This is a genomic window from Rhizobium sp. KNZ2-6A (assembly GCF_056755475.1).
On the sequence record NZ_JBNDIC010000071.1, the window covers coordinates 1 to 23,950 of the forward strand.

At 58.5% G+C, this 23,950-nt stretch carries 19 protein-coding genes and 6 pseudogenes; 6 read left to right on the plus strand and 19 right to left on the minus strand.

Annotated elements, in window-relative coordinates:
- Nucleotides 1-1,562 (minus strand): beta strand repeat-containing protein (locus ACPYOP_RS29965; protein ID WP_481413899.1); only part of this gene is annotated, 1,562 nt, incomplete at its 3' end.
- A gap of 429 nt (nt 1,563-1,991) precedes the next feature.
- On the opposite strand from ACPYOP_RS29965, the pseudogene ACPYOP_RS29970 reads away from it, so the two are divergent.
- A pseudogene (locus ACPYOP_RS29970) lies at nt 1,992-3,001 on the plus strand (IS110 family RNA-guided transposase).
- A 385-nt stretch (nt 3,002-3,386) separates the two neighbouring features.
- On the opposite strand, the pseudogene ACPYOP_RS29975 reads toward ACPYOP_RS29970, so the two are convergent.
- From ACPYOP_RS29975 to ACPYOP_RS29985, 3 genes and pseudogenes are all read right to left on the minus strand, one after another.
- A pseudogene (locus tag ACPYOP_RS29975) lies at nt 3,387-3,512 on the minus strand (IS110 family transposase); the annotation flags it as partial.
- Nucleotides 3,513-3,643: 131 nt separating this feature from the next.
- Entirely contained in the window at nt 3,644-3,931 is a 288-nt protein-coding gene (locus tag ACPYOP_RS29980) for a DUF1330 domain-containing protein (protein WP_481413883.1), read from the minus strand.
- A 6-nt stretch (nt 3,932-3,937) separates the two neighbouring features.
- On the minus strand, nt 3,938-4,294 hold the full coding sequence (locus ACPYOP_RS29985) for a MerR family transcriptional regulator (RefSeq protein ID WP_481413884.1): 357 nt from the start codon (nt 4,292-4,294) through the stop codon (nt 3,938-3,940).
- Nucleotides 4,295-4,511: 217 nt separating this feature from the next.
- Between ACPYOP_RS29985 and ACPYOP_RS29990 the strand changes: the two genes are divergently transcribed.
- Nucleotides 4,512-4,793, plus strand: coding sequence for a recombinase family protein (locus ACPYOP_RS29990; protein WP_481413885.1), 282 nt, complete (start codon nt 4,512-4,514; stop codon nt 4,791-4,793).
- Nucleotides 4,794-4,922: 129 nt separating this feature from the next.
- On the opposite strand, the pseudogene ACPYOP_RS29995 reads toward ACPYOP_RS29990, so the two are convergent.
- The 5 genes and pseudogenes from ACPYOP_RS29995 to ACPYOP_RS30015 all read right to left on the minus strand — a co-directional run bounded on the left by ACPYOP_RS29995 (nt 4,923) and on the right by ACPYOP_RS30015 (nt 9,924).
- Nucleotides 4,923-5,882: pseudogene (locus ACPYOP_RS29995) on the minus strand (NADP-dependent oxidoreductase).
- Between the two features lie 147 nt (nt 5,883-6,029).
- Nucleotides 6,030-6,221 (minus strand): annotated as a pseudogene (locus ACPYOP_RS30000) (IS110 family transposase); the annotation flags it as partial.
- 129 nt (nt 6,222-6,350) lie between these two features.
- Nucleotides 6,351-6,953 carry a PqiC family protein gene (locus ACPYOP_RS30005; RefSeq protein WP_481413886.1) on the minus strand — a complete coding sequence of 201 codons (603 nt, stop codon included), beginning with the start codon at nt 6,951-6,953 and terminating at the stop codon, nt 6,351-6,353.
- Entirely contained in the window at nt 6,953-8,656 is a 1,704-nt protein-coding gene (locus ACPYOP_RS30010) for a PqiB family protein (RefSeq protein ID WP_481413887.1), read from the minus strand. The genes ACPYOP_RS30005 and ACPYOP_RS30010 overlap by 1 nt, the downstream gene beginning before the upstream one ends.
- Nucleotides 8,653-9,924 (minus strand): paraquat-inducible protein A, encoded by a 1,272-nt coding sequence (locus ACPYOP_RS30015; RefSeq protein WP_481413888.1) that lies wholly within the window; start codon nt 9,922-9,924, stop codon nt 8,653-8,655. Before ACPYOP_RS30015 ends, ACPYOP_RS30010 begins: the two co-directional genes overlap by 4 nt.
- Before the next feature lie 307 nt (nt 9,925-10,231).
- On the opposite strand from ACPYOP_RS30015, the pseudogene ACPYOP_RS30020 reads away from it, so the two are divergent.
- Nucleotides 10,232-10,805: pseudogene (locus tag ACPYOP_RS30020) on the plus strand (transposase); the annotation flags it as partial.
- A gap of 73 nt (nt 10,806-10,878) precedes the next feature.
- Here ACPYOP_RS30020 and ACPYOP_RS30025 read toward each other — a convergent pair.
- Both ACPYOP_RS30025 and ACPYOP_RS30030 read right to left on the minus strand, forming a co-directional pair.
- Nucleotides 10,879-11,430 carry a recombinase family protein gene (locus ACPYOP_RS30025; protein ID WP_481413889.1) on the minus strand — a complete coding sequence of 184 codons (552 nt, stop codon included), beginning with the start codon at nt 11,428-11,430 and terminating at the stop codon, nt 10,879-10,881.
- A gap of 242 nt (nt 11,431-11,672) precedes the next feature.
- Nucleotides 11,673-12,602 carry a LysR family transcriptional regulator gene (locus ACPYOP_RS30030; RefSeq protein WP_481413900.1) on the minus strand — a complete coding sequence of 310 codons (930 nt, stop codon included), beginning with the start codon at nt 12,600-12,602 and terminating at the stop codon, nt 11,673-11,675.
- A gap of 117 nt (nt 12,603-12,719) precedes the next feature.
- Between ACPYOP_RS30030 and ACPYOP_RS30035 the strand changes: the two genes are divergently transcribed.
- Nucleotides 12,720-14,159, plus strand: a complete 1,440-nt coding sequence (locus ACPYOP_RS30035) for an MFS transporter (RefSeq protein WP_481413890.1) — start codon at nt 12,720-12,722, stop codon at nt 14,157-14,159.
- A gap of 84 nt (nt 14,160-14,243) precedes the next feature.
- Here the strand turns inward: ACPYOP_RS30035 and ACPYOP_RS30040 are convergent.
- Nucleotides 14,244-14,531: pseudogene (locus ACPYOP_RS30040) on the minus strand (Tn3 family transposase); the annotation flags it as partial.
- Here ACPYOP_RS30040 and ACPYOP_RS30045 point away from each other — a divergent pair.
- Complete coding sequence (locus ACPYOP_RS30045; protein ID WP_481413891.1) at nt 14,439-14,729, plus strand: hypothetical protein; 291 nt, start codon at nt 14,439-14,441, stop codon at nt 14,727-14,729. The pseudogene ACPYOP_RS30040 and the gene ACPYOP_RS30045 sit on opposite strands and share 93 nt — an antisense overlap.
- 124 nt (nt 14,730-14,853) lie before the next feature.
- On the opposite strand, the gene ACPYOP_RS30050 is transcribed toward ACPYOP_RS30045, so the two are convergent.
- The 6 genes from ACPYOP_RS30050 to ACPYOP_RS30075 form a co-directional block, all read right to left on the minus strand.
- Complete coding sequence (locus ACPYOP_RS30050) at nt 14,854-15,936, minus strand: helix-turn-helix transcriptional regulator (RefSeq protein WP_481413892.1); 1,083 nt, start codon at nt 15,934-15,936, stop codon at nt 14,854-14,856.
- Nucleotides 15,937-16,254: 318 nt separating this feature from the next.
- The gene (locus ACPYOP_RS30055) at nt 16,255-17,427 is read right to left on the minus strand and encodes an AGE family epimerase/isomerase (RefSeq protein ID WP_481413893.1); all 1,173 of its coding nucleotides are present in this window, start codon (nt 17,425-17,427) and stop codon (nt 16,255-16,257) included.
- A 109-nt stretch (nt 17,428-17,536) separates the two neighbouring features.
- Entirely contained in the window at nt 17,537-18,652 is a 1,116-nt protein-coding gene (locus ACPYOP_RS30060) for an ABC transporter ATP-binding protein (protein ID WP_481413894.1), read from the minus strand.
- A 5-nt stretch (nt 18,653-18,657) separates the two neighbouring features.
- A complete protein-coding gene (locus ACPYOP_RS30065) occupies nt 18,658-19,539 on the minus strand; it encodes a carbohydrate ABC transporter permease (protein WP_481413895.1) in 882 nt (293 codons plus the stop codon).
- Nucleotides 19,536-20,465: a carbohydrate ABC transporter permease gene (locus tag ACPYOP_RS30070; protein WP_481413896.1), complete on the minus strand. Its 930-nt coding sequence runs from the start codon at nt 20,463-20,465 to the stop codon at nt 19,536-19,538. The genes ACPYOP_RS30065 and ACPYOP_RS30070 overlap by 4 nt, the downstream gene beginning before the upstream one ends.
- Before the next feature lie 250 nt (nt 20,466-20,715).
- Nucleotides 20,716-21,948 (minus strand): ABC transporter substrate-binding protein, encoded by a 1,233-nt coding sequence (locus ACPYOP_RS30075; protein ID WP_481413901.1) that lies wholly within the window; start codon nt 21,946-21,948, stop codon nt 20,716-20,718.
- A 344-nt stretch (nt 21,949-22,292) separates the two neighbouring features.
- Here ACPYOP_RS30075 and ACPYOP_RS30080 point away from each other — a divergent pair, with 344 nt between their 5' ends.
- Nucleotides 22,293-23,327: a LacI family DNA-binding transcriptional regulator gene (locus ACPYOP_RS30080; RefSeq protein WP_481413897.1), complete on the plus strand. Its 1,035-nt coding sequence runs from the start codon at nt 22,293-22,295 to the stop codon at nt 23,325-23,327.
- A 3-nt stretch (nt 23,328-23,330) separates the two neighbouring features.
- On the opposite strand, the gene ACPYOP_RS30085 is transcribed toward ACPYOP_RS30080, so the two are convergent.
- Nucleotides 23,331-23,612 (minus strand): hypothetical protein, encoded by a 282-nt coding sequence (locus tag ACPYOP_RS30085; RefSeq protein WP_481413898.1) that lies wholly within the window; start codon nt 23,610-23,612, stop codon nt 23,331-23,333.
- Between the last annotated feature and the right edge of the window lie 338 nt (nt 23,613-23,950).

A 23,950-nucleotide genomic window follows, 5' to 3' on the forward strand; every position in this document is an offset into this window, starting at 1 on the left:
AGCGTGCCCGTCGCGGTCGTGGTGCCCGTGCCGGCCTTGATCAGGCCGCCAGTCGTGCCAGTGACGGCGCCGGCGATGGTGCCAGCCATATTGTTGCCGCCGAACGTCAGATCCTGAGCGCCGAGATTGACCGTGCTGTTAGCCACGGTGTTCAGCCCGGCAATCGTCTGCGGGCTGGTCGCGCCGCTGATATCGAGCCCCTTGTTGGCGCCGATCGCATTGACCGTCACGGAGCTGTTCGCCGCGAGCTTGCCAGGGCCGGACACGAGAAGCTTGCCGTCGTTGATCACGGTGTCGCCCGAATAATCCAGCGTGCCCGTCGCGGTCGTGGTGCCCGTGCCGGCCTTGATCAGGCCGCCAGTCGTGCCAGTGACGGCGCCGGCGATCGTGGTGTTCTGCTCATCGCCGAAGGTCAGGTTCTTGGCACCGATATTGACCGTGCTGCCCGCCACCGTGGTGAGCGAACCGATGGTCTGGTTATTGGTCGCGCCACTGATATCAAGCCCGGTGTTCGCGCCCGTCGCGTTCACCGTGACGTCGCTGTTCACCCCGAGCGTGCCCGCGCCGGCGACGGCGAGCTTGCCGCCAGTGATGGTGGTCGACCCGGTATAGGTGTTTGCCCCCGTCAGCGTGAGGGTTTCAGTGCCAACCTTTTCAAGCGAGCCTTTGATTCCGCTAGCTTCACCGATGACACCCGCGAACGTTGTAGGCTCGTTGAGCCCGCCGACTTTCAGGGTCTGCGTTACAGAATAGGCCGGGCCCCCTTGAAACGTGATCTTGCCGTCTCCCGAAAGAGAGCCGAGCGTCGTTACACCCCTAACAGACGCAAAAAAAGCATTCGCTCCGGTCTCCATCATCAGGCGCGAATTACTGGCATCGCCGCCTGCAAATATCCGGAAGTTGCCGCCACTTTTGACGGTGAAGTTATTCGACCCCAGAATATTGCCCCACACATTCAATCTACTGCCTGTGTTGACAACAAAAGACTGGGTGACACCCGACTGATTGTTGATCGGGTTATCGTTGAGCGCGCCGGGGCCCCCGCCCGCCATGGGGTTAGAGACACCGAGTGTCACGCCGCCCACCCCTGAGGTAACGATACCTGAGGCAGTAATGGTATACGCAGGCGCTCCGCTTGCAAATGTGAGTGACCGTATCTGAAAATCTGCTGTGCCGGTATTGCCAAGTTGGGTTGTCTGGCCGGCAGTCCGCGCACCCAAAGTCGCATCATTATTACCCGTAGGCGATCTAACGGGACTCCAGTTATTTGCATTATTCAGATCGCCATTGCCGGCGCCGCCAGTCCATGTAATCGCCGTCTGGGCCGAGGCGATCGAGGGCACCGCCAATGCTGCCAGGAAGCCGACGGCCACAACATGCAGGCCGCGAAAGAGTGTTCCAGCGGATGTTGCGCCGCCACCTGCTCCGAGCTGCCCCAATCCAAGATTCTTGCGATTGATGCCCAGCACCCGATGCGCCATACGCAGGGCCGCCATGACGCGCCGATTGCGCGAACGCGAAAACGGCCGAGAATTGTCCGTATTGCACAGGTTGCCAAGCATCAACAAGATAGTCCCCCTCAGGATGAACACATTGAGGGCTTTCGGTGCCTTTAGAGTGCCACTCCGACAACCACCATTTGATAGGGGTGCCGTTGCTTCGCGACTGAGTGTCGCCCGGCACGCGCTGAACGCCAGCATTCGTTGCAATCTTGCAACGAAGCGGGCGCGGCGGAGCGAGATAGCTGGCCTGATTACGCTGGTCCATTCGTCGCTGTGATTCGGCGTATCCATGCCCGGGTTTCTGCTGGCCGTGCCTATGAACCGCGGTGGGTTCCGGCTTCTGGATATCGGGGAGCGGCCTTCTGGCTCTTTGGAGCGCGCAACGCGGCCGTTGAGGCGCCCTTATGCCGTGTTGGGTTGGACGGCTCCCAACGGCATCGCAATGTGCCAGAATGAGTTCGTTGAAAGCTCAATCGAGGGATACCGTCCGTGGAACAGATTATCAGAATTGGCATTGATACGTCAAAGAACATTTTCCAATTGCATGGTGTGAACGCAGTCGAGCACCAGTCCTTCGCAAGAAGCTTTCGCGTAGGGAGATGGTGAACTTCTTCGAGAAAGCGGCACCAACCACGATTGCACTCGAAGCCTGCGGAGGCTCTCATCATTGGGCGAGGCTATTAGGATCCTTGGGCACGAGGTGAAATTGATCGCGCCTCAGTTGGCGAAGCCGTATGCAAAACGCGGCAAGAACGACGCGGCGGACGCGGAGGCTTTGCGTGAGGCGATGAGCCGACCTACCATGCGGTTCGTGCCGGTGAAGACTGCTGACCAGCAGGCGGCGTTGATGCTGGTCGGTTTGCGAGAGAGAGACTCATTCGCAATCGAACGCAGCTTGCCAATGCCATACGCGGGCTTGCCATGGAGTTCGGCATCGTGGCAGCCACTAGCATGTGTCGCATCGAACCTTTGCTGGAGCGGATCGCGGCGGATCAATCCCTGCCTGAATTGACCCGTGAGCTTTTTGCCATGCATGGCGTCGAGTATCGAGACTTGCTTGCCGAAACGAAAGCCGTCGACGAGATGCTGATCGCGTTGCATCGTTCCGATGAGCAGCGGGCACCTGGCCGAAATTCCGGGTGTCGGGCTGGTCGGCGCATCGCTGTTGAATGTTCAAGTCGGGTCGCGATTTTGCCGCTTGGATAGGACTCACGCCCAAAGACCATTCGACCGCAGGCAAGGTCAGATTACGGGTGATTACACGTGCTGGTGACGAAATGCTGAGGAGCATATTGGTGGTCGGTGCCATTGCGCTTCTTCAGCACGTCAAAATAGGCCGAAGCAGGCATGCTTCCCGATGGCTCACCGAGCTACTGCAAAGGAAGAAACCGAAGCTGGTCGCGGTGGCGCTCGCCAACAAGATTGCCCGTGTGGCCTGGAAGCTCATGGTGAGTGGCGAGGCGTATCGGCGGCCAGCAGAGCAAACGCAAGCAACATAGGAATTGACCATCACGGTGAGCAGAAAAGAACGCTATCGTGTTGAGCTGATGCTGTGAACTTGCAAGAGAAAAACAGGTGGTGCGATCGATCGATCCAAGACTCGTGATATTCCGTTGGTTCCAATGGCCTTTCAAGGCGTTGCCGTGTTAGGAATATGCGTTGCGGAAACCATTTTGGCCAGTGGTCATGTGCGACCACACGAAAAGGCCGCACATATGGAAGCAAGCGATCCGATCAAAATATCTGTAAAAATCACTTGCAAGTGGGAGCCGTCCACATATGGAACTACACAGCCTGAACGGCCTCGGCTTGTCGCTTACCATCGATCGATGTTCCAAGCAGCTCGAAGGGAACATTCAATTGCTAGAGCAAGGTGTTGAAGAGCACGATGTCTGGCGTGTTCGGGATCGTTCCGTAAAAGCGTACTTCGCCATCTCGTGTTGAATCGGCGATCGCAACAGTGATCGTCTCTTTGTGAACGTCAAGCCCAACGAACTTCGTCTGCGTCATCGTTATTCGTCTGGTTAGTGGCACGGACAAATCCCATGCTACTCACGATCTCCCGAACTGGCAGGGAACGACGGGTCATTGGGTCCGAGGGGCCCGGAAGCTATCAGGATGGAGGTTTGGGCTGGTGTTGACTATACACCCTCAACGCTGATTAGATTTCGGCGTAATGCTTTGTCTCGAACCTTCAACGCCTCAGCATATTCGGGCGAGGTATACCACTGCTCGACAGCGGCATTGTCAGGGAACTCGACCAAGATAATTGCCTGCGGAGCCCATTTGCCTTCCAACGATCGTATGGGACCCCCCCGCGCAAGAAAGCGGCCGCCGTATTTTTCGATAGTAGGTGGCGCGAGTCGTACATACTCTTCCCACGCTTCTTCTTCCTGAGGGATAACATCAGAAATGATATAGACGGCCATGGTGGCTTATCCTTGCTCTAGCTTCAGGAGGTCCAGAATCTTCTCTTCGATGACGTCGAGGCATGAATTTAGCTCTGCAATTCGAAGTCGAACCTGTTTGCCCTGTGCCGCGAGAAGCCTTCTACGTTCGAATTCCGTACCAACACCCTGTTGCCAAAGCGCTGCGTAGCGAATGATGTCCTTGATAGGCATTCCCGACGCTTTCAAGCGCGCCACGAAGTCAATCCATTTCAGGATGGAAACATTGTAATCGCGCCGTCCTGAGCTACCACGGTCAGCGTTGGGCAACAGACCAATCTTCTCGTAGTATCGGATCGTGTAAATCGACAATCCCGACCGTTGGGCAAGTTCACCAATCCTCATGCTTCCTCGTCACCGATCTGTACCATTGAGCAGGCTACTTGCTAGAGTGCACTCCAGGTCAAGCCCTTCGTTCGAATAAAGTGTAATGGAAAACAGATGTTTTCGCGCGGGGGCTCGATTGAGCGAAATCGATGACGCTGACCCCTGATTTTTCGCACCCCAAGCCCCGCCCCATTGTGTGAGTGCGCGACAAAACAAAATTTGAGGTTTGTCATACATGCTGATCGGTTGCATGCGGGTATCGAACGCCGACGAGCGTCAGTTGGTTGCCTTGCAGCGCGACGCCCTGCTCGCGGCTGGGGTCGATCAGGGACACCTGCATCAGGATCGCGCTTCGGGCCGGCGCGACGATCGGCCGGGGCTGAAGGCGTGCCTTGGAAAATTGCGCGAAGGTGACGTGCTGGTCGTTTGGAAGCTCGACCATCTGGGCCAGTCGCTCCCCCACCTGATCCGGATCGTTGAGGATCGAAGATACGCGGGGCTGCCTTCCGCTCTTTGACGGAAGCGATCGACACGACGAATTCGCATGGCGTTTGGCGCGCTTGCCGAATACGAGAGGGTGCTGATCATGGCAAAGACGTCGTTGATGGACGGATAGCCGCCGTCTCTGATGCCGCCTTTGCCGCGATTAGCTCTGTGCGACACGCACGACCAGCTTACCGAAGTTTTGCCCTTCCAGCAGCCCGAGGAAAGCTTCCGGAGCGTTTTCGAGCCCATCCACGATGTCCTCCTTGTATCTGAGGCGCCCCTCGGCAATCCATTTTTCGGCTTCGCGATAGAAATCGGGGCGCTGATCAGCGAATTCACGCTGTATGAAACCCCGGATGGTCAGGCTCTTTCTGAGGATGGCGCGCATGACCGCTGGCAGCTGGTCCGATCCGCGCGAAGTGGACGGATCTTCGTTATAATGTGCGATCAGTCCGCAGATCGGCACGCGCGCGAAATCGTTCAGCAGTGGAAACACGGCATTCCAGACGTGCCCGCCGACATTTTCGAAGTAAATGTCGATGCCGTTCGGACAAGCCGACGCAAGCCGGGCTTGAAATTCGCCGGCCCGGTGATCGATCGCTGCATCGAAACCGAGCTCGTCGTGGATATAGCGGCACTTGTCCGGGCCGCCTGCGATCCCGACTACTCGTGCACCAAAGATCTTGGCGATCTGCCCGACAGTGGAGCCGACCGCGCCGCTTGCGGCGGCAACGACCAATGTCTCTCCGGCTTTGGGTCGTGCGATATTGCGCAGCCCCGCTTGCGCAATCCCGCGCCGTTTGAGATCGCATGGCTCTGCCAGCCGGAATGGGAGAGGACGATGTCCCCCGGCGTGAATTCCGTATTGCGCGATTTGACCACGCGCGCGACGGTTCCGCCTTCCATCACGCCGCCAATTTCGACCGGCGGTATAGGATTTCGCGTCGTCCATGCGACCTCGCATATAGGGGTCGAGGGAAAGATAAAGGATTTGCAGAAGAACCTCGCCTTCGTCGAGATCCCGCAAGGTTTCCCGTTCAAGCCGGAAGTTCGCTGCCACCGGTTTTCCAACGGGACGGGAGGCAAGCACGATGCGGGTGGTGACGGGCTGATTGGCCATGTGGAATTCCTTGCATTGATTTCAATATCGGAGCGCTAACAATCGCAATGCCGGATCTCGTGCTCTCAGTCGCAGCCATCCGAGCGTTCATGCCGTATCATCGCGTGTGAGCTTCGGCTGTTGGTTTCTCCGCGAAACCGAGCCGAACTCGCGACCCCAGCCATGGGCGGTCGCGCGGGCCTCCATCGCAATAACGCACCTGGGATGCCCGGCAACGAAAGCCAAAACCTGACCACGAGAAAGTTTCTTGCGAAACAAGACTGACCCATTTGAGCCTTCGCCGTGGAATTGGAAAGCCCGCTTTGCCAAGTCAATTCCAATGATGGTAACTTTCGACATGGATGCTCTCTCTTTCCGTGATGTCTTCAATGCCCATCACATTGGCACATTGCGATGCCGGCGGGAGGGGGCATCCATGCCATCAACAGAGCCGCCTTCACGATGGTTCCATGACAGAGCCCGCGTCCGTCAGCGCAGTTTGGCGGCGATATGTCCGGCGAGCTGATCGAGGGCTAAGCTCATCGCCGCAACCTGGGCGCGCGCGCCGACGTCGACAGGCACCACGGCTATATTGGCCTGGGCCAACGCGCTGCGTCCCCCATTTGGGTAATACAACCGCCATTGAGCCTCCAGGACGACCACGGCCTCGGCATTGGCGTCGAAACGGCTCACCGAGAGTTCCAGCGTCGCCGGTTCCTTGCCCGACACTGTTTGGCTGGTGGTCACCAGCGAGCCGGGGGGAAGGCGCCTGCGCAAATCCTCGGCCAGGACGCGCTGCACCATGGAGCTCAGCGATTCACCCCAGCGTTCGTACTCGGAGACGCCGAGCTGAACATCGCCGGAGCGCCGCACCAGCTGCGGCCGATCGAGATATTTGGCGATATCCACCGTTTCAATCAAAAGCGAGACCGGACGGCCCGCGACCCTTTGCCCGCCCTGGGCGGCCAGGGTGTAGATCGTGACATCCGGCGAGGCGCAGGCCGCGAGCAAGGCGAGGGTCAGGCCAGGGCTCACGAGGGCCAAGATCCGCCTGTGGATGCGTTTCGAACAGCGAAAGGTGGAGAACGGCATTAGTTGCTTCCTCTGGTCTTGCCCCGAATCAGGGATTCGGGATGCTGTTCAAGATAGTCAGTCAGTACTCGGATGGACCGCACTGCGTCGTCGACCTGTGACATCAGGCGCGTGAGGTCGCGCTTGAAGACGGACGAACCGCCATAACCCTGGTCGAAGGAGCCCAGAGTAGTGTTGATGCGCTTCATCGATTGCTCGGTAGTGTCGAGCACCGGCTGCAGCTTCTGAATGGCCGGAGCGAGATCGGTCTTGGCCTTATCGATCAGTTCCTGCGCGGACGTGAGGGCAGCGGCGAGCGAGCGGAGCGATTCCTTGATTTCCGGCCCGGCCGCCAGATCCTGGAACGATTTCATGGTGTCGTTGGCCTGGACCACCAATCTGTCCAAAGGCAGTTTCGAGATGCGATCGAGGATGTCGTTAACGGAGCGTAGGGCGGAATCGAATTGGTTCGGGCTGGTCGGGATCACCGGATAGGTATCGCCGGTGCCCAGTTCCGCCGGCCCGGCCTTGGGATCGAGAGTGAGCGACACCACGCTCTGCCCTGTCAGGTAGTTGCTTGTCTTGATCTCGGCACGCAGGCCCTTGGCGACCAGCAACTTCAACACGGTCTCGGGATCGATCGGATTGTCCGTGCCGACAAACCGGATGCGTTGCGGCTCAAGCTCAATCACGACGGGCGCGCGCGGCAGATTCTTAAGGAAGTCATATTGCAGATTGACATCGACGACCTGCCCGATCTTGAGGCCCTGCCACTCAACGTTGGAGCCGGCGGCAAGGCCGCCAACCGAAGAATCAAAATAGACCAGATATCTGTGACGGATAGTATATTTGGCTTCGTCGGCGCTGGTTCGATCCCGATAGAGGGTGAAAACGGTCCTGGCGGCGGCACGTTCACTCGAAACCAAACTAACCGGCGTGTCGAAGGCAATACCACCCGCGAGCAGGGCCTGGATGGAATCGAGCTGCAGCCGAAAGCCTTGGGGGCCTGTGGTGAGAGAGACGCCCGACGCATTCCAGAAACTGGTGCCCACACGCACTTCCTTGTCGTAGGGATCCCTGATGAAGGCCCGGATGTTGATGCCGTCGACAAGATTGGAGGAATCGTAACCGAGGACCTGGCCGACCTCGATACCGCGATGGAAGATCGGCGATCCAGCGCTAATTGAACCGATCTGGGCGGTTTTCAGGACGAATTCTGTCCCGAGCGCGTCGGTCGGAATGACGGGAGGAAGCTCCAGGCCGACGAAGCTGCTGGCGGTCGTGCCGGGGTTGCCGGGATCGAACTCGATATAGACGCCAGAGACGATGGTCGAAAGACCGGAGATACCGGAGCTTGCCGATAGGCGCGGCCTGACGACCCAGAACAAGGTGCCCCCGCGCATCAGCGGTTCGGCCTGCTTGGTCATTTCGGCGGTGACCACGACATGGCTGTTGTCCGGAGCAAGGGAAATGCTCTTCACCGTGCCGAAGACGATAGCCTTGTAGCGGATCTGGGTCTTGCCAGGCTCCAGCCCCTCCGCTGTGCGCATGGCGATGGTGATCTCCGGACCCTTCTCCGATAGAGTGACCCAACCCAGATAGAGCGCGATGGCGGCGGCTACTAACGGGACGAGCCAAATCGCGGATGGGCGGCGACGGCGGCGCGGATCGATATCCGGCGTTGCCGTGCCACTGCCGTTGTTGGAGGTGTCGGAGTCAGTCAATGGCCCTTCTTTCCCGTATCACAGCACGTGACATCCCACATGAGTCGTGGGTCGAATGATTCGGAGGCAAGCATGGTGATAATGACCACGCTGGCAAAGGCGATCGCACCGATGCCGGGCGTGATGGTGGCGATCTCGCCCAGTTGCACAAGGGCGACCAGAATAGAGATCATGAAAATGTCGATCATCGACCAGCGTCCCACGAATTCGATGATCCGGTAAAGCACCGTGCGGTCGCGCAGACGCCAGGTCGAGCCGCGCTGGGTGGTGATCAGCAGCGTCGTCAGGCCCAGCAATTTCAGCATCGGAACCAGGATCGAAGCAAAGAAGACCAGGGCGGCCAGCGGCCACAAGCCAGCATCCGCGAGAGCGATGACGCCGCTGATGATGGTGTCGGGCTCGCCACGCCCGAGCGAGATCACCGTCATGATCGGAAAGAGATTGGCCGGGATATAAAGGATAGTGGCTGTGATCAGCAGCGCCCAGGTCCGGGTGATGCTGTTAGGCTTGCGTCGATGCAGGGGCGCCAAGCAGCGCGGACAGGCTGTGCCATGGCCGGAATCTGGTAGATTGGAAACGAGCCAGCAGGATTCGCACACGGCTGTTGGGCGACTTGGATCCACCCTCGGGGGCTGAGGAGCTAAACCCTTGCGCGCAAAGCTGCGCCAGATGGTTTCATCGTCCAGGAGGGTGCCGGTCGCCACCATCACCAGCATTAGTGCCACCACCGCGAGCACGGCGGGGCCGAGATCGACACGCGCAAGATCGATTAGCTTTACATAGGCGACGAGAAGCCCGAGCATATAAACTTCAATCATCGCCCAGCGACCGAAGAAAGAGGAGCAGCGATGAACAAGCGGCAGCCAGCGTGGCGGGCGCTTCATCCTCAGCCCGGACAGCATCGTGATGCGGGAGAGGATCTGCAGGCCGGGCGCCACTAGCATGGTGAAGGCAACGACGATAGCCAGTTCCCAAAGGCCCTGATCGTAGAGCGCCTTGATGCCGGTGACGAGGCTGGCAATCTGTGAGCGTCCCGAGATTTCGAGTTTGATGAAGGGCAGGAAATTGGCCATGACGAAACAGATCGCGCCGGCCCAGCTATAGGCATAAGCGTGGCTCAGCGAAATGGCCCGATAATGTTCCAGGGTGGCCCCGCAGCGCGAACAGCGCGCCCGCATGCCGTCGCAAAGCGGCGGCACATCATGGAGCAGCCCGCAATCGTGGCACTCCATGACCTGGGCAGAGCTTCGTGTCGTCGGGATGATCACTCGATCTGTCCGGCCGGTTACCATGTCAGCGTTGCACTCGAATCACAAAAGAATTCCGTCCTTACCGCAGCGTTGTTTCACCAATAGCTTCCAGTCTTGATCTCAACTCGATGGCTAGACTCGCCGCGATCATCAAACGCTACATAGGCTGGAAGCGATTTTCTGCTAGCATTTGATATGCGTGCCGCCCTGCGCGTCATGCTTTTCACGAGATCCGCATCGGCAGTGAGCATTTCAAGGCTTTTGCCTTACCTTGGCTTCTGTCTGACGTTGGACTGCGGCAACCGACCATCAATCCGGGGCTACTGGGACAGCGACTGATCGGGTTGCGCTGGCCCTCGAGGCCGGGCGAGATGGCTTCTGGCTGGCCCTGTGGCTGGAGAAGCGAGGTGTTGAGGCCCATGTCATCCATTCCGACCAGCGTAGCCGTGAACCGCGAACATCGACGGGCGAAAACCGACAGGCTAGACACGGACATGTTGATGCGCGTGTTCCTCGGCTGGCTGCGTGGCGAGCGTGGCCACTGCGGTATGGTGGCAATCCCATCCCTGGCAGAAGAGGATGCCAAGCGGCCGAGCCGCGAGCGGGAGAACCTAGTCAGCGAGAAAACGCGGATAGTCAATCGCATGAAAGGGGCGCTGGCTCGGCTCGGCATCCGTGGCTTCAAACCCGAGCTTCGCCGGGCGCAGAAGAAATTGCCGGACCTGCGCACTCCGGAAGGAGAGCCGCTTCCGCCGAATATGTTCGAAGAGATGCGGCGTGACATGGCTCGGCTCTCAATGCTGCGCGATCAAATCACGGCTATTGAAAAGGCTAGAATTGCCCAGCTTGGGCATGCGCCTGCTTCGGGGCATGACGAAACGGTTGTATTGTTGGCGCGTAATCGGCCCCGTCGGTTCGAAGCGATTTTGGCCAAGTTGAAGAACGATTGATGAACAGCGGCGTTTGGCGGGGTTATTCGGAACAGCCTTTGCGCACCTGGTAGATGGTGCCGCGCGATATACCAAGCTCGCGGGCGATCTTGCTGGGTCCATGTCCCCGTTGCAACCGCAACAAGATTTCGGCGCGATCAATCTTGGGCGGGCGACCTTTGTAAGTGCCACGTTTCTTAGCAGCGGCAATCCCCTCAGCCTGTCGCTCGCGCCGTAGGTTGGTTTCGAACTCGGCGAACACGCCGAGCATGTCGAAGAACGCCTTGCCGGCGGCTGTGGAAGTATCGACAGGCTGCTCGGTGGCAAACAGATGTGCGCCCTTGGCCTTGAGCTTATCGGTTATGACCTGAAGATCGCGTAGCGATCGGGCCAACTGGTCGATGCGCGTGATGACGAGGGTTTCGCCGGCATGGATAAAGTCGAGAATGGTCATCAGTTGCGGCCTGCCCTCGAGCGAGCCGCCGCTTTTCCGCTCCTCACGGATGACATCGCAGCCAGCGTTTCTAAGCGCGGCGACCGGTGCGGCAAGGTTCTGGTCCGTGGTGGAAGTGCGGGCATATCCGATACGAGGCATGCACTACACCGTTGCAAACTGTTCAATTTGGGTGTGCCATCAAGGCGATTTGTTCAATATCTCGTTTCAGACTCAAAATAAACAGGATTTTGCGAGCTCGACCTGTTCATGGGCGGTGTTCATCACGGGGATACCCGAAACGACAGCGACGCCGAGCTGTCGCAAAAATCCCCGTCAATCAGGGAACTTTTGCGACAAGAATCGCCGAACAATTTCGGCCCGGTGCAATCTGAGCTGGAAAATCAGGATACTCGCGATAGCGCCGCCCCCGTTTGGAACGTGTCTGGTCGGGCTGCGCAATATCCGGTCACGAAATCCACAAAGGCCCGAACCTTCGGCGACAACTGGCGACTAGATGGCCAGACCAGAGACAAAGAACCAAACGGCACCATGTATGAGGTCAGCGCGGGAATCAGTGTTCCGGCGTGAACATGCGACGCTGCGACATAGACCGGCAGGTGGGCGATACCCATCCCACCCAGTGCGGCACGCAAGCCGGCGTCCGTATTGTTGAAGATCAGGCTCTTCGGCAGGATCGTCCGCTCGTCGGGAGCAGTAAAGGCCCAAGTAGCCAGACGCCCGCTTGTCGGGTATTTGAAATGGATGCAGGAATGCCCGGCGAGGTCCGCCGGCGACATTGGCAGGGTATGGTGGTCGAAATAGCGGGGGCTTCCGCAAACGACAAAATGCTGCTCACCAAGGCGACGGGCGATCAGACTGGTATCGGCCAGTTCTCCGCTGCGAATGGCAATATCTAGTCCTTCAGCCACCAGATCAACAACCCGATCCTCGAAGTCGATATCCAGTTCGACATCGGGAAATCGCTCGGTGAAGTCGAGCAGAGCCGGCATCAAAAGATGCTGTCCGACGATGTGGGGCACACTGACACGCAGGCGTCCTCTCGGACGCTTCCGGCTTTCTGTGAGGCTTGCCTCAGCATCTTCAAGATCGTCAATGATGCGCTTGCATCGCTCGTAGAACGCCGCTCCTTCCTCCGTCAGGCTGATGCTGCGCGTTGTCCGGTTGAACAGCCGTACACCGAGCCGGCTTTCCAGACGGGCGACGGCCTTGCCGATTGCCGACGGTGAGACGCCGGCAACACGTGCGGCCGCCACATAACTGTGCTGTTCAGCGGCGTGAACGAAGGAGGAAAGACTGCTCAGACTATCCATGATCGGATCATAAAGGAAATTTTGTCCTTTATGAATATCCACGCTGCCTGATTGATCGGTATTGGAGACTAGATATCGTTTCCGATATGGGGCCGATGCCCGCGGGAGAAAATGAAGATGACGTTGGCGCACGAGAATAAACGGTGGGCAGGAGCGAATTCATCGCTGGCGGTGCTTCTTGCTGGAAATTTCGTCCCGATCCTCGATCTCTTCATCGTCAATATCGCATTGCCCGATATTCAGCGCGACCTGCACGCGACCAATGCCGAATTGCAGATCATCATGGTGGCCTACAGCGTCTCCTATGGCGCGATGCTGCTCAATGGCGCACGGTTAGGCGACTTCTACGGGCGGCGGCGGCTGTTTCTCTTCGGCATGGCGATCTTTGCACTCGCCTCCTTTCTGTGCGGCCTTGCTTCGTCGCCTCCGCTCCTCATTGCATCGCGGGCGTTGCAGGGTGTCGGCTCAGCCCTTCTGATGCCGCAGATCTATGCATCGGTACGACTGCTGTTCGACGGTGAAGAGCGCCGGCGCGCCTTTGCCGTAATGGGCGCAGTACAGGGTATTGCCGGTGCGGCATCGCAACTTCTTGGCGGCTGCCTGCTCGCCTTTGACGTCGGTAGCCTCGGCTGGCGCCTGATCTTTTTCGTCAACCTGCCGATCGCCGCCTACGCGCTCGTTGCGGGGAGATGGTTCATCGTCGAAACGAGAGAAGCTGCGCCGGCGAGACTCGACCTCTTGGGAGCGCTCCTCGGCGTAGCAGCACTCACGGCGCTACTGATGCCCGCCATGGTGGGGCAAGAGCAGCATTGGCCGTGGTGGGTAATCACCGGGCTATCGTCATCCGTGCCCTTGTTCGGTGCTTTCATTGCCTATGAAAGCCGCGTGAGACGGCGTGGCGGCATCCCGATCATTGATCCTTCGCTATTCAGCAATGAACGTTTCGTCTTCGGCATGCTGGCGTCATTTCTGTTTTTCTCGGCAGTCAGCTCTTTCTCTTTGTCGCTGACGATCTTTTTGCAGATCGGTCTCGGCCAGACTCCGTTACGGGCAGCTATGTTGTTTCTGCCGTCCACGTTAGCCTTCTTCGTCGGGTCTCTCGTCTCGGCTCGTTTTACGAATGAGCAGCCTCGGGCTCTGACCTACGGCATGGGACTGTTCGGTTTGGGCTTGCTGATCGCGATCACGGCCGGCCTTGCCGGCGGGACAGCTTCGGCGTTGACGCTTTCCGTAATCCTGCAAGGGCTTGGTCAGGGGATCGTCATTCCACTCCTGCTCAACGTGGTTCTGAGCACCGTTTCCAACGCCGAGGCCGGGATGGCGTCCGGCATGTTCAGCACCATCCAAACAGCGGGCTCGGCTTTCGGCGTGACGATCGTCGGCGCCATCTTGTTCGGCGTCATCCACGAAAGCGGCGCTGAAGCGACAACCGGCGTTGGAGCCGCTGATGCTTATGGCACAGCTTTCGCGGTCGCGACGATCTATAACTTGGTTGCTATCACCCTCGGGCTCGTTTTCTTCCGTGTATTACACCGGCGAAATAGAGCATGTGCGTAGAGCGAGGCGTTCAGTTTCGCGAATATCCCGATTAAAATTAAGTTTTCGCGGCAGATTATTGCAACAACTTTCGTTTCGGTCGATTCAGGCGGCGAGCCGCCCGAAATCAATCCGGCTGTCCAGATCAAGGTCGAACCGGCCGTAAGGATTGACGTGGCTGTAGATCAGCGGCGTGAGACCGCGATAATCTTCCGGCGTCGTCCAGCCTGCCCATTTCGGTTCCACCAGCACGGTCTGAAGCATGCGGGTGTTTACATAGACGAGCGATGCCTGCAGCAGATGCAGCGCCAGGGCGGAAACCTCCTGATCATCAATCCGGTTGGTGGCGATTTCGCCGCCCTTGCCGAAAAAGACGAAGCCGTTGGCGCTGTTCCGGGTGTATCGATTCGAGGTGGCGGTGTCCCGATGGACACCATGGCGTTATCTGCCATCATGAGAATGGGCCTGCCGCCTCGGAGCCTGCCTGCCGAAGCCACTGACTGCTTCAAGGTCCGGGTCTCTCGAACACTCACCGAATACAAGGTTGCGGCGCAATCGATACGCCCAAAGGCAGGCTCCCCTCGAATATGATGCTCGCGGACCAATGCAAGGGCAGTGACCAACCGTCCCGAGAAGACTCTCTTGATCACATTGCCACAAACCAGTGCAAAGGGCCCTTGACAACGAAATCCCCAGACAAGGTGTCCTCAGATGTTCAGGGGGTCTTAATGCTCTTCAACAGGCTGACAAGTTCGCTTTGCTGCTTGGTCCCCGTCTTGGCAAAGACTTGAATGAGATAAGCGCGCGCGGTTCCCACACTGATATTGTTTTTGGCTGCACAGTCACGAAGAGAAAGACCGGCAGCGAGCGCAGTCGCAAGGCGCACCTGCGCTGGAGTCAGCCCAAACAGCATTGCGACGACCTCAGACCGGGGCACGCCATTATCCCTCATGATCGGACTGAGCATCATCACGCTGCAGTCCATTGAAAAGATGGAACGCGCATCCCGGCACATCGGCATGAAGTTAATGACGACCGGGGCAATCGAGTCGTCTTGGGACGGCATCGCCATCTGCACGCTTTGAATTGCTGACCGCTCCAAGGCCTGCGCGAACGACCTGCGCAAAGCATCGGAAGCTCTCACGGTCAGCTGTCCCTTGGGTGCCTTCTGGAAATACGGGTCCGCATTTTCGAACAGCGTGTTGGCGTACAGCACCTGTCCCACAGAGTTTATCAACGCGGCAGGCAGGCCGAATGCATCGAGTATATCGACGCTGGAACGTGCGCGTTCGAATTGTAGGCGAGAAGCGAAGAGAGCGGCGTGGCGAAAGGCGATGTCGATACCCTTGAGCCTCGCAATGACAGCGTCTTCATAACGGGGATCATTCAGCCGCCGCGTAAATTCCAGAGTGATGATCTCGCCATTGAACAGCTCGAGGATGGTACCTGCCTGGACTCCCAATCCCCTTTGCTTATGTTCATTCAGCCGCCGTTCGAAATCGGGCAATTCCGACCAATCGCCGCTGAAGGGGTCCAGCTGGAAAAAGCCGATATTCAGATACGGACCGGAGCGGACATGCCTCATCCAATTCACGATCTCCTCAGGCCGTTGTGCCCACGGAGCGCGTTGGGAAATAGTGGAGGACGTTTCGATGCCTCGCTGCACGGGCCAGTACAGCCCGATCCCCCCTTCCGCTGATCCGGTTGCCACGGCGATGTCATCAAGCAACGGCGTCCAGAGTTCCGGCAGGAACGCCGCCTCATACATCCGTTCTGGAACGGTTTTGAAATCCAGCATGCCCGCACCCGCAATATTGTCAGAAGTTATATCGTTACAATGAGCAACCGATGCGTAACCGAAGACGTTAGCCAACCTCTAGGCAGCTATGGAATTGCCTAATTTTAGAGCAGCGAGAAAGGCAGCCCGGTTTCGATCACTGAAGACATATTCGGCAAGCGCGAGGCTTTTGTTACAGCCAGCGGCCAAAAAAGAGCACTGGGCCCTTCGCACGATAACCGATCCGCTCCTCAGCCCCCAGCCAGAGCCGACCCCTTGCCGAAGGAATCTCGGGATTGGCGTATTGGATGAGGCGCATAAAAGTTTCGGTCGCGGTTATCACAACACGAAGGGCAAATTCTTACTGACACTGCCGGTAGTCGGAACAAGTGGAACCAAGCAGGCTTGGATCGAGTGATACAAATCCGGACGCCCCACGAATATCTCGTTCGTAGCGCGGAATTCCTCGTCCAACTCAGGGCGCCAGCTGCCGTTTTCCCGATCGATGAAATAGTTTTCAACGAAACCCCAGATGCGACGATACCACAGTTCGTAAAAAGGTTCGTTTGTCACCGCGCCAAGAACGGCTGCAGCAGCGATGCCTTCGGCGCATGGCCACCAGAACCGACCTCGGTGGTCGGGCTTGTCATTCCAGTCTAGCGTATAGAAGAAACTTCCAGCCTGATTGTCCCATCCTGTGCGAACAGCGTTTGCAAAAAGTGCCTTGGCGGCCTCAAGCATCCAATGGGTTTCGCGACCCCCAAGTTCCCAGAGCTGGATCAGCAGGCGACTCCATTCCAGTGCATGACCCGGCGTCGTTCCGCGTGGCCGAAACATGGGATCGCCAGCATAGTGGGGATCAATATTCCAGCCATCGTCGAAATGCTCGGCAACCCGCCAGCCCAGACGACGAGCATGCCGGTCGATTATCAGCTCCGCTATGCTTTGAGCCATCGAAAGGAATTCGCGATCCTCCGTGGCTTCATAGGCTGCCATCAGCGCTTCGGCGAGGTGCATATTAGAATTTTGGCCCCTGTAGGAACTGCATATCTGCCAATCGGCGGTGTATTCCTCCTTTGCGGCTCCGACCGCCGAATCCCAAAACCTGCTCCGCAGGACTCCATAAGCATCGTCCAATAAACGAGCAGCACTGGCGTGACCAGCTACTTTAGCCGATGATGCGGCAAGCAGCACGAAGGCGTGACCGTAAGCTTGCTTGCTGTCCTGCGTCGGACCGATATCGTCGACACCCCAAAAATATCCCCCATGGGTCGGATCGCGATGACGCAACAATAGAAAGGTCATCCCGTGATTGATGATCCGGTCAGCACCAGGCAGCCCTAAAAGATGCGCCAGTGCAAAGCAGTGCACCATACGCGTCGTCTGCGGTAGCGTTCGTTCGACACCGGACCGTGCTGTCTTGACCGGCAGTGGTTGGCCATTTTCATCCAAGGCAAAGAAGCCTCCGGCTGAATTGACTCCTGCATGTTTAAAAAACGCAAATTGGCGCATCGCCTGTTGCAGCAGCCATCGCCTATGCACGCTCCGTTCAGCGAAACGAGGCCCATAATTGCTTAGCCATTCATGATTTTGGATATCGCTTAACATGCCAACTGGATGATTAGAGAATCGACTTTTGGCTCTCGGGATCGAAGAACAGCGCTTTGCTCAAGTTGAATGTGAGCTGCGCGGTGACGCCTGGCTTGATGCGAGCGTCGGCCCGCAGACGGGCGATCACGCCCTTGCCGCCCAGATTGGTGACCGCGAAGGTATCGGAACCGGCGGGCTCAACCACCTCTATTTGGCAGTCGGCGTTGACCAGTTGTTTGGCATTCTGGTCAGCGCCTTCGGGATCGGTCAGGGCCTCGGGGCGGATACCGAACACGACCTGCTTGTCCTTGAAGGCGGCCAGCCCGTCGGGCGCCTTGTCGAGCGGCAGCCGGATCGGCTGGCATTTAACCCGCTCCAACTGCACCACCAGCTTGCCATTGCTCTGGCCAATGGTTGCAGGCACAAGGTTCATCGCGGGTGAGCCCATGAAGTCGGCGACGAACATGTTGGAAGGGTTGTTGTAGATCTCGGCGGGCGTGCCGAACTGCTGCAATACGCCGTCCTTCAGGACGGCGATCTTTGTCGCCAGCGTCATGGCCTCGATCTGGTCGTGGGTGACGTAGACGATGGTCGTTCCCATGCGCTGATGCAGGCGCTTGATCTCGGTGCGCATGTCGATCCTGAGCTTGGCGTCAAGGTTGGACAGCGGCTCGTCGAAGAGGAAGACCCGCGGATTGCGTACGAGCGCGCGGCCCATGGCGACGCGCTGGCGTTGCCCGCCGGAGAGGTGGCTCGGCTTGCGGTCCAGCAGATGGTCGATCTGCAGTAGTTGCGCGACGTCAGCGATGGCCTTCTCGCGCTCAGGCTTGGGGACACCGCGGATCTCCATGCCGAAGCCGATGTTCTCAGCCACCGTCATGTTCGGGTAGAGCGCGTAGGACTGGAAGACCATTGCGATATCACGCTTCGACGGATGCAGGTCGTTGATACGCTGGCCATTGATCCTGATCTCGCCTCCGGTGATCGATTCCAGCCCGGCGATTGTGTTGAGCAGGGTGGACTTACCGCAGCCGGACGGACCGACGAGGACAAGAAAGCCGCCTTCCTCGATCTCGAGCGACACCCCTTTCAGGATACGGGCGATACCGAAGGATTTCTGCAGGTTGTCGATTTTCAGAAAGGACATGCGCTTCAGCCTTTCACCGCGCCGGCCATCAGACCGCGCACGAAGTAGCGTCCCGAGACGATATAGACGATGAGGGTGGGAAGAGCGGCGAGGATCGCTCCGGCGAAATGAACATTGTACTCCTTCACGCCGGTCGACGAGTTCACCAGATTGTTCAACGCCACCGTCAGCGGAATGGAGTCGACCGAGGAAAAGGATGAACCGAACAGGAAGTCGTTCCAGATATTGGTGAACTGCCAGATGACGGTCACCACGATGATCGGTCCAGAAGACGGCAGCAGGATGCGCCGGAAGATCTGGAAAAAGGAGGCGCCGTCGATCTGCGCCGCCCGGATCAATTCGGTTGGGAAGGCTTCGTAGTAGTTGCGGAAGAAAAGCGTCGTGAAGCCGAGGCCGTAGATCGCGTGGATCAGCACCAGCCCTTGGACGGTGCCGGCAAGGTGCAGCAACCCGAGGATGCGCGCCGACGGGATTAGCACGATCTGGAAGGGAATGAAGCAGGCAAGAAGTATCATGCCGAACACCATGTTGTCGCCGTGAAAGCGCCATTTGGTCAGTACGTAGCCGTTCAGCGCGCCGAGCATGGTGGAGATCGCGACGGCCGGAACGACCATCAGGATCGAGTTGATGAAATAGGGTTTCAGCCCGGTCGGCGAAACGCCTATCTGCGCCGTCGACCATGCCGAGCGCCAGGGGGCGATCGTCCACTCATGCGGCAGCGCCAGCATGTTGCCCTGGCGGATTTCGCTCAGCGGCTTGAGCGAATTCACCAGCATCACATAGAGCGGCAGCAGGTAGTAGACCGCGAAGAGGATCAGCACCGCATAGATCGCCGCGCGGACGAAGACGCCATTGCGGGTCGCGTTGTCCTGGACCTGGGCGCTCATTTCTTATGCCCTCCCAATTCGGAGTAGAGATAGGGGACGATGATGGCGAAGATCATCATCATCATGACGATCGCCGAGGCCGCGCCCATGCCCATCTCGTTACGGCCGAAAGTGAATTTCTGCATGAAGAAGGCCGGGGTCCATGTCGCGGTGCCGGGGCCGCCGTCGGTCATCGCCACGACCAGGTCGTAGGACTTGATCGACAGGTGCGCGAGCACCACGAGGGCCGAGAGGAAGACCGGGCGCATCAGCGGAATGATGATGCGCCGGTAGATGGCCATAGTGGAGGCGCCGTCGATCTGAGCGGCCTTGATGATCTCGTTGTCGACGCCGCGCAAGCCGGCGAGGAACATCGCCATGACGAAGCCAGATGATTGCCAAATGGCGGCGATGGCGATGGTGTAGATCGCCATGTCACCCTGCTTGATCCAGCGGAAGGAGAAACTCTCCCAGCCGATCTGATGCATGATGTTCTCTAGGCCGATGCCGGGGTCGAGGAACCATTTCCAGGCGACGCCGGTGACGATGAAGGAGAGCGCCATCGGATAGAGATAGACGGGCCTCAGCAGGCCCTCGCAGCGGATCTTCTGGTCGAGGAAGATGGCGAGCGCCAGGCCGATCACGCTGCAGATGACGATGTAGAGGATCGAGAAGATGGCGAGGTTCTTGAGAGACGTGGTCCAGTTCGGATGATTGAATAGGCGCGCATAGTTGCTGAAGCCGACCCATGTCGAGAAGTCCGGCAGGATCTTGGAGCTGGAGAATGACAGGAAGGCGGTGAAGACGATGAAGCCATAGACGAAGACCAGGATGAGCGCAAAACTCGGCGCCAGCACGATCTTCGGCAACAGGTCCTGCAATACTTCCCTGGGCGCGCGGCTGGTCCGCGTGAGGACAGGCGCGATCTCCGCTTGTGTCTGGGTCATCGGCTTCTCCAGCGATTGCGATGAAGGGTGCGTTGTCCCTCACCCTTGTCCTCTCCCCATGAAGAACGGGGAGAGGGATATTTCTGTCGCCGCGTGTCTCTTCTCCCCGTTGGGCACGGGAAGAAGGTGGGCAGACGGATAGGGACAGTTTGCGTTAGTGCGGCCGGATTCCCGCTGCTTCGCAGCTCTAGGCGTTTTCGGCATTTCATCGTACCGCCGGCACGATGGATTTGCTGCGCAAACCGGCGCCTCACCCTTTCGCGGCATCCACGGCGTCGATCAACTCCTTGGCGGCCTCCTTGGAGTCCATCTCGCCGTTGAAGTGGCGGGTGATGACGTCATACATGGCGTTCTTGATCGCCGCCGGAACGGCGTAGCCATGCGCCATCGAGCCGAAGAGCTTGCCGTCGGCATTGGCTTTCGCCAAGTCCTCAATGCCCTTTTTGCCGCAATCGTCGAAGGCGGTATCCGGCACGTCGGTGCGCGCCGGTACCGAGCCCTTCACCACGTTGAACGACGACTGGAAGTCCGGGCTCTCGATGTCCGATGCCATCTGGAGCTGGGCCGCCTTCTTGTCGTTGTCGACCTTGAACATCATGAACATGTCGGAGTTGAAGGTGACGGCGCCCTGCGTGCCGGGGAAGCGGATGCAGACGAAATCCTGGCCGGGCTTCTGACCGGCTTTGAGGAACTCGCCCTTGGCCCAGTCGCCCATCATCTGCGCGCCGGCCTTGCCCTGGATGACCATGGCCGAGGCCAGATTCCAGTCGCGGCCCGAGAAGTCGTCGTCGACATAGGTGCGCAGCTTCGCCATACGGTCGAAGGCCTCGACCATTTTGTTGCCGCCGAGCGCGGCCGGATCGAGGTCGATCATCGACGCCTTGTAGAAGTCAGTGCCGAGCGAGAGCACGACAGCATCAAATAGGGTCGCGTCCTGCCAGGCCTGGCCGCCATGGGCGAGCGGCGTAATACCATTGGCCTTCATCTTATCCAGCATGGCGACGAATTCGTCCCAGTTCTGGGGCTTCTTGCCGCCGGCGGCGTCGAGGGCGGCCTTGTTGATCCACACCCAGTTGGTGGAGTGGACGTTGACCGGAGCGGCGATCCACTTGCCGTCATGTTTGGCAAAGTTCTGGAGCGCGGTGGGAATCACATTGTCCCAACCTTCCTTGCTGGCCACTTCGCCGAGATCGCCGACCACGCCCTGCTTGGCCCAATCGGTGATGTCGAAGCCCAGCGCCTGCACGGCCGTCGGCGGATCGTCGGCGGTGACGCGAGCACGAAGCGCGGTCATCGCCTGCTCGCCGCCGCCGCCAGCCACCGGCATGTCCTTCCAGGTGATGCCCTCGCTCTCGAGCTTCTTCTTGAGCACGTTGAGCGCCGCGGCTTCGCCGCCGGACGTCCACCAGTGCAGAACCTCGACGGAATCGTCGGCCGCATAGCTCGGCGCGACCAGCCCGGTCGCGAGGGCCGATGTGAGCATTGTTCCGATTAGCAGTCTACGCAACATGAATTTCCTCCCTTGTTGCAACCCACAACAATATTTTGAAAGCCGCCGCATCATCAGCAATTAAAGCAAGCCGCAGCCAAGTCAGATGTTCGACTTCAACAAGCCCCTCCGCGTGTTACCGGTAACCATCGATAACACCTCTGTCAAGCAATGGAACCGACGATGTCCATTTTGATCAAAAATACCCTGTATTCCTTTCATTTCCGCGAAATCTTGCAGAGAAAAACTTGCCCGTAAAACCAGCTACGATTATAATCACGGCCACACCTTTATGGTATGTAACATTATTTTGATGTTTTAACATCGGGAGTTCGGAATTGTCGGTTACATTGCGCGACGTTGGAAATTATGCGGGTGTGTCGGCCATGACGGTCTCACGGATTATCAACGGTGCAGTCAGCGTTGATCCAGGCACCCGCCGCAAAGTCGAAGATGCCATCGAAGCGCTTGGCTATATTCCCAATCGGGTCGCCCGCAGCCTGACACATCAAAAGACCTCTACTATCGGCCTGATCTTGCGCGACGTCGCAAATCCCTTTTATTCTGCGCTTGCACGCGGGGCTGAGATCGCTGCGCGTGTGGGGGGATACCGGATATTGCTTTGCAATACTGAAGGAGACCTCAGGCTGGAGCGCGAATATATTGACGACTTGGTGTCACATCGCGTCGAAGGATTGTTGTTGGCACCGGCGTCCAATCATTCGCGCCATAAAGTTCAATCCTTGTTGCGGCGAAATTTTCCAATCACTTTGATCGACGGCGAACTGCCGGGTGTCGATTGTGACCTGCTGGTCGCGGACAATGCGGCAGGCGCACAGGGGCTGATCGAGCATCTGATTGCCCTAGGGCACCGCGAGATAGCGCATCTCAGCGACGCCGAAGACACCTATACTGGGCGCGAGCGCCTGCAAGGCTACTGCAACGCTCTGGCAACACATGGCATTCCATATCGCGACGATCTGGTTGTGCGTGCGACAGTCGACCAAATCGGCGGATACCGTGCCGCCCAGCAAGTGCTGTCATTCCGACCCTTGCCGACAGCCATCTTCGCCGTGAATAACATGACGGCCGTTGGCGCTATGCAGGCATTGCGGGAGCGTGGAATGACCGTGCCGGATGATATTGCTTTGGTCTGCTTCGATGACATCGAGCACCTCGCGGTGCTTTCCCCGTTTTTGACAGTGGTTGATCAGCCCGCCGAATTGTTCGGTAAGCTTGGGGCGCAGTTGTTGCTGGAGCGCATTGCCGGAAAGGCCGGCTCGCGAAGCCGGCGGATCGTGCTGCAGACCAACCTCATCGTGCGCACCTCCTGCGGTTCCAAGACCGGGCTGCCGAGACGCGACGGGCATTGATCGCTAGCGGTTCTTGCGCTGCCGCGTGACGCTGGCCGTGCGGCGCTGATCGTCGAGCGGTATGCCCATCAAGCCGCCCTGTACCGGTGCAGTGACACCGTCGGCCTGCCCTATTCGGCCGACCGCCGGACCGGATCCGGTCGTCTGGCGAGACGCGGACTGCCACCAGCCGCCCGCCCGCGACGATGCGGTCTCCACGGCCCACTCGCTGGTATGCGCGGCGATGCGGCCGGCCAGCGGAATGACCTGAGACGGGAGAAACAACCCAACAAAGCAGATAAGCACGAAGGGCGCCGCATCCTGCACGGCCAGCGTGGTGCTGTGCCTAGTACGCAGTGCCTTTGCCAGGCCACCACCGGCTCGCGGATGCTCAGGAGATAAAGGCCGAGAAAGGCATAGGACATCGCCGGCACCAGCATGACCTGCGGCGCGACCTTCGAGAAGTTGGTCAGAAATACGTCATGGTCCGTAAACAGGATCGACGACCGCCAGACAATACCGCTTTCGACAGGCGAAGTAGAACTCTGCTCGCGTCCGCCTTAGGTAGAGATTTTCTTGATTGCAATAAATATCGTTCATCCTGTCTTCTCGTTGCCTTATAAACCACTAGTAGCGATAAAGCT

Excerpts from the sequence above, each read along its gene's own strand:
- ACPYOP_RS29990 (WP_481413885.1), top strand. The coding sequence starts at position 4,512 with ATGCTGATCGGTTGCATGCGGGTATCGAACGCCGACGAGCGTCAGTTG.
- ACPYOP_RS30005 (WP_481413886.1), bottom strand. The coding sequence starts at position 6,953 with ATGCCGTTCTCCACCTTTCGCTGTTCGAAACGCATCCACAGGCGGATC.
- ACPYOP_RS30025 (WP_481413889.1), bottom strand. The coding sequence starts at position 11,430 with ATGCCTCGTATCGGATATGCCCGCACTTCCACCACGGACCAGAACCTT.
- ACPYOP_RS30065 (WP_481413895.1), bottom strand. The coding sequence starts at position 19,539 with ATGAGCGCCCAGGTCCAGGACAACGCGACCCGCAATGGCGTCTTCGTC.
- ACPYOP_RS30045 (WP_481413891.1), top strand. The coding sequence starts at position 14,439 with ATGCAGCGCCAGGGCGGAAACCTCCTGATCATCAATCCGGTTGGTGGC.
- ACPYOP_RS30030 (WP_481413900.1), bottom strand. The coding sequence starts at position 12,602 with ATGGATAGTCTGAGCAGTCTTTCCTCCTTCGTTCACGCCGCTGAACAG.
- ACPYOP_RS30060 (WP_481413894.1), bottom strand. The coding sequence starts at position 18,652 with ATGTCCTTTCTGAAAATCGACAACCTGCAGAAATCCTTCGGTATCGCC.
- ACPYOP_RS30070 (WP_481413896.1), bottom strand. The coding sequence starts at position 20,465 with ATGACCCAGACACAAGCGGAGATCGCGCCTGTCCTCACGCGGACCAGC.
- ACPYOP_RS29980 (WP_481413883.1), bottom strand. The coding sequence starts at position 3,931 with ATGGCCGTCTATATCATTTCTGATGTTATCCCTCAGGAAGAAGAAGCG.
- ACPYOP_RS30050 (WP_481413892.1), bottom strand. The coding sequence starts at position 15,936 with ATGCTGGATTTCAAAACCGTTCCAGAACGGATGTATGAGGCGGCGTTC.
- ACPYOP_RS30035 (WP_481413890.1), top strand. The coding sequence starts at position 12,720 with ATGACGTTGGCGCACGAGAATAAACGGTGGGCAGGAGCGAATTCATCG.
- ACPYOP_RS30075 (WP_481413901.1), bottom strand. The coding sequence starts at position 21,948 with ATGCTCACATCGGCCCTCGCGACCGGGCTGGTCGCGCCGAGCTATGCG.
- ACPYOP_RS30055 (WP_481413893.1), bottom strand. The coding sequence starts at position 17,427 with ATGCGCCAATTTGCGTTTTTTAAACATGCAGGAGTCAATTCAGCCGGA.
- ACPYOP_RS29985 (WP_481413884.1), bottom strand. The coding sequence starts at position 4,294 with ATGAGGATTGGTGAACTTGCCCAACGGTCGGGATTGTCGATTTACACG.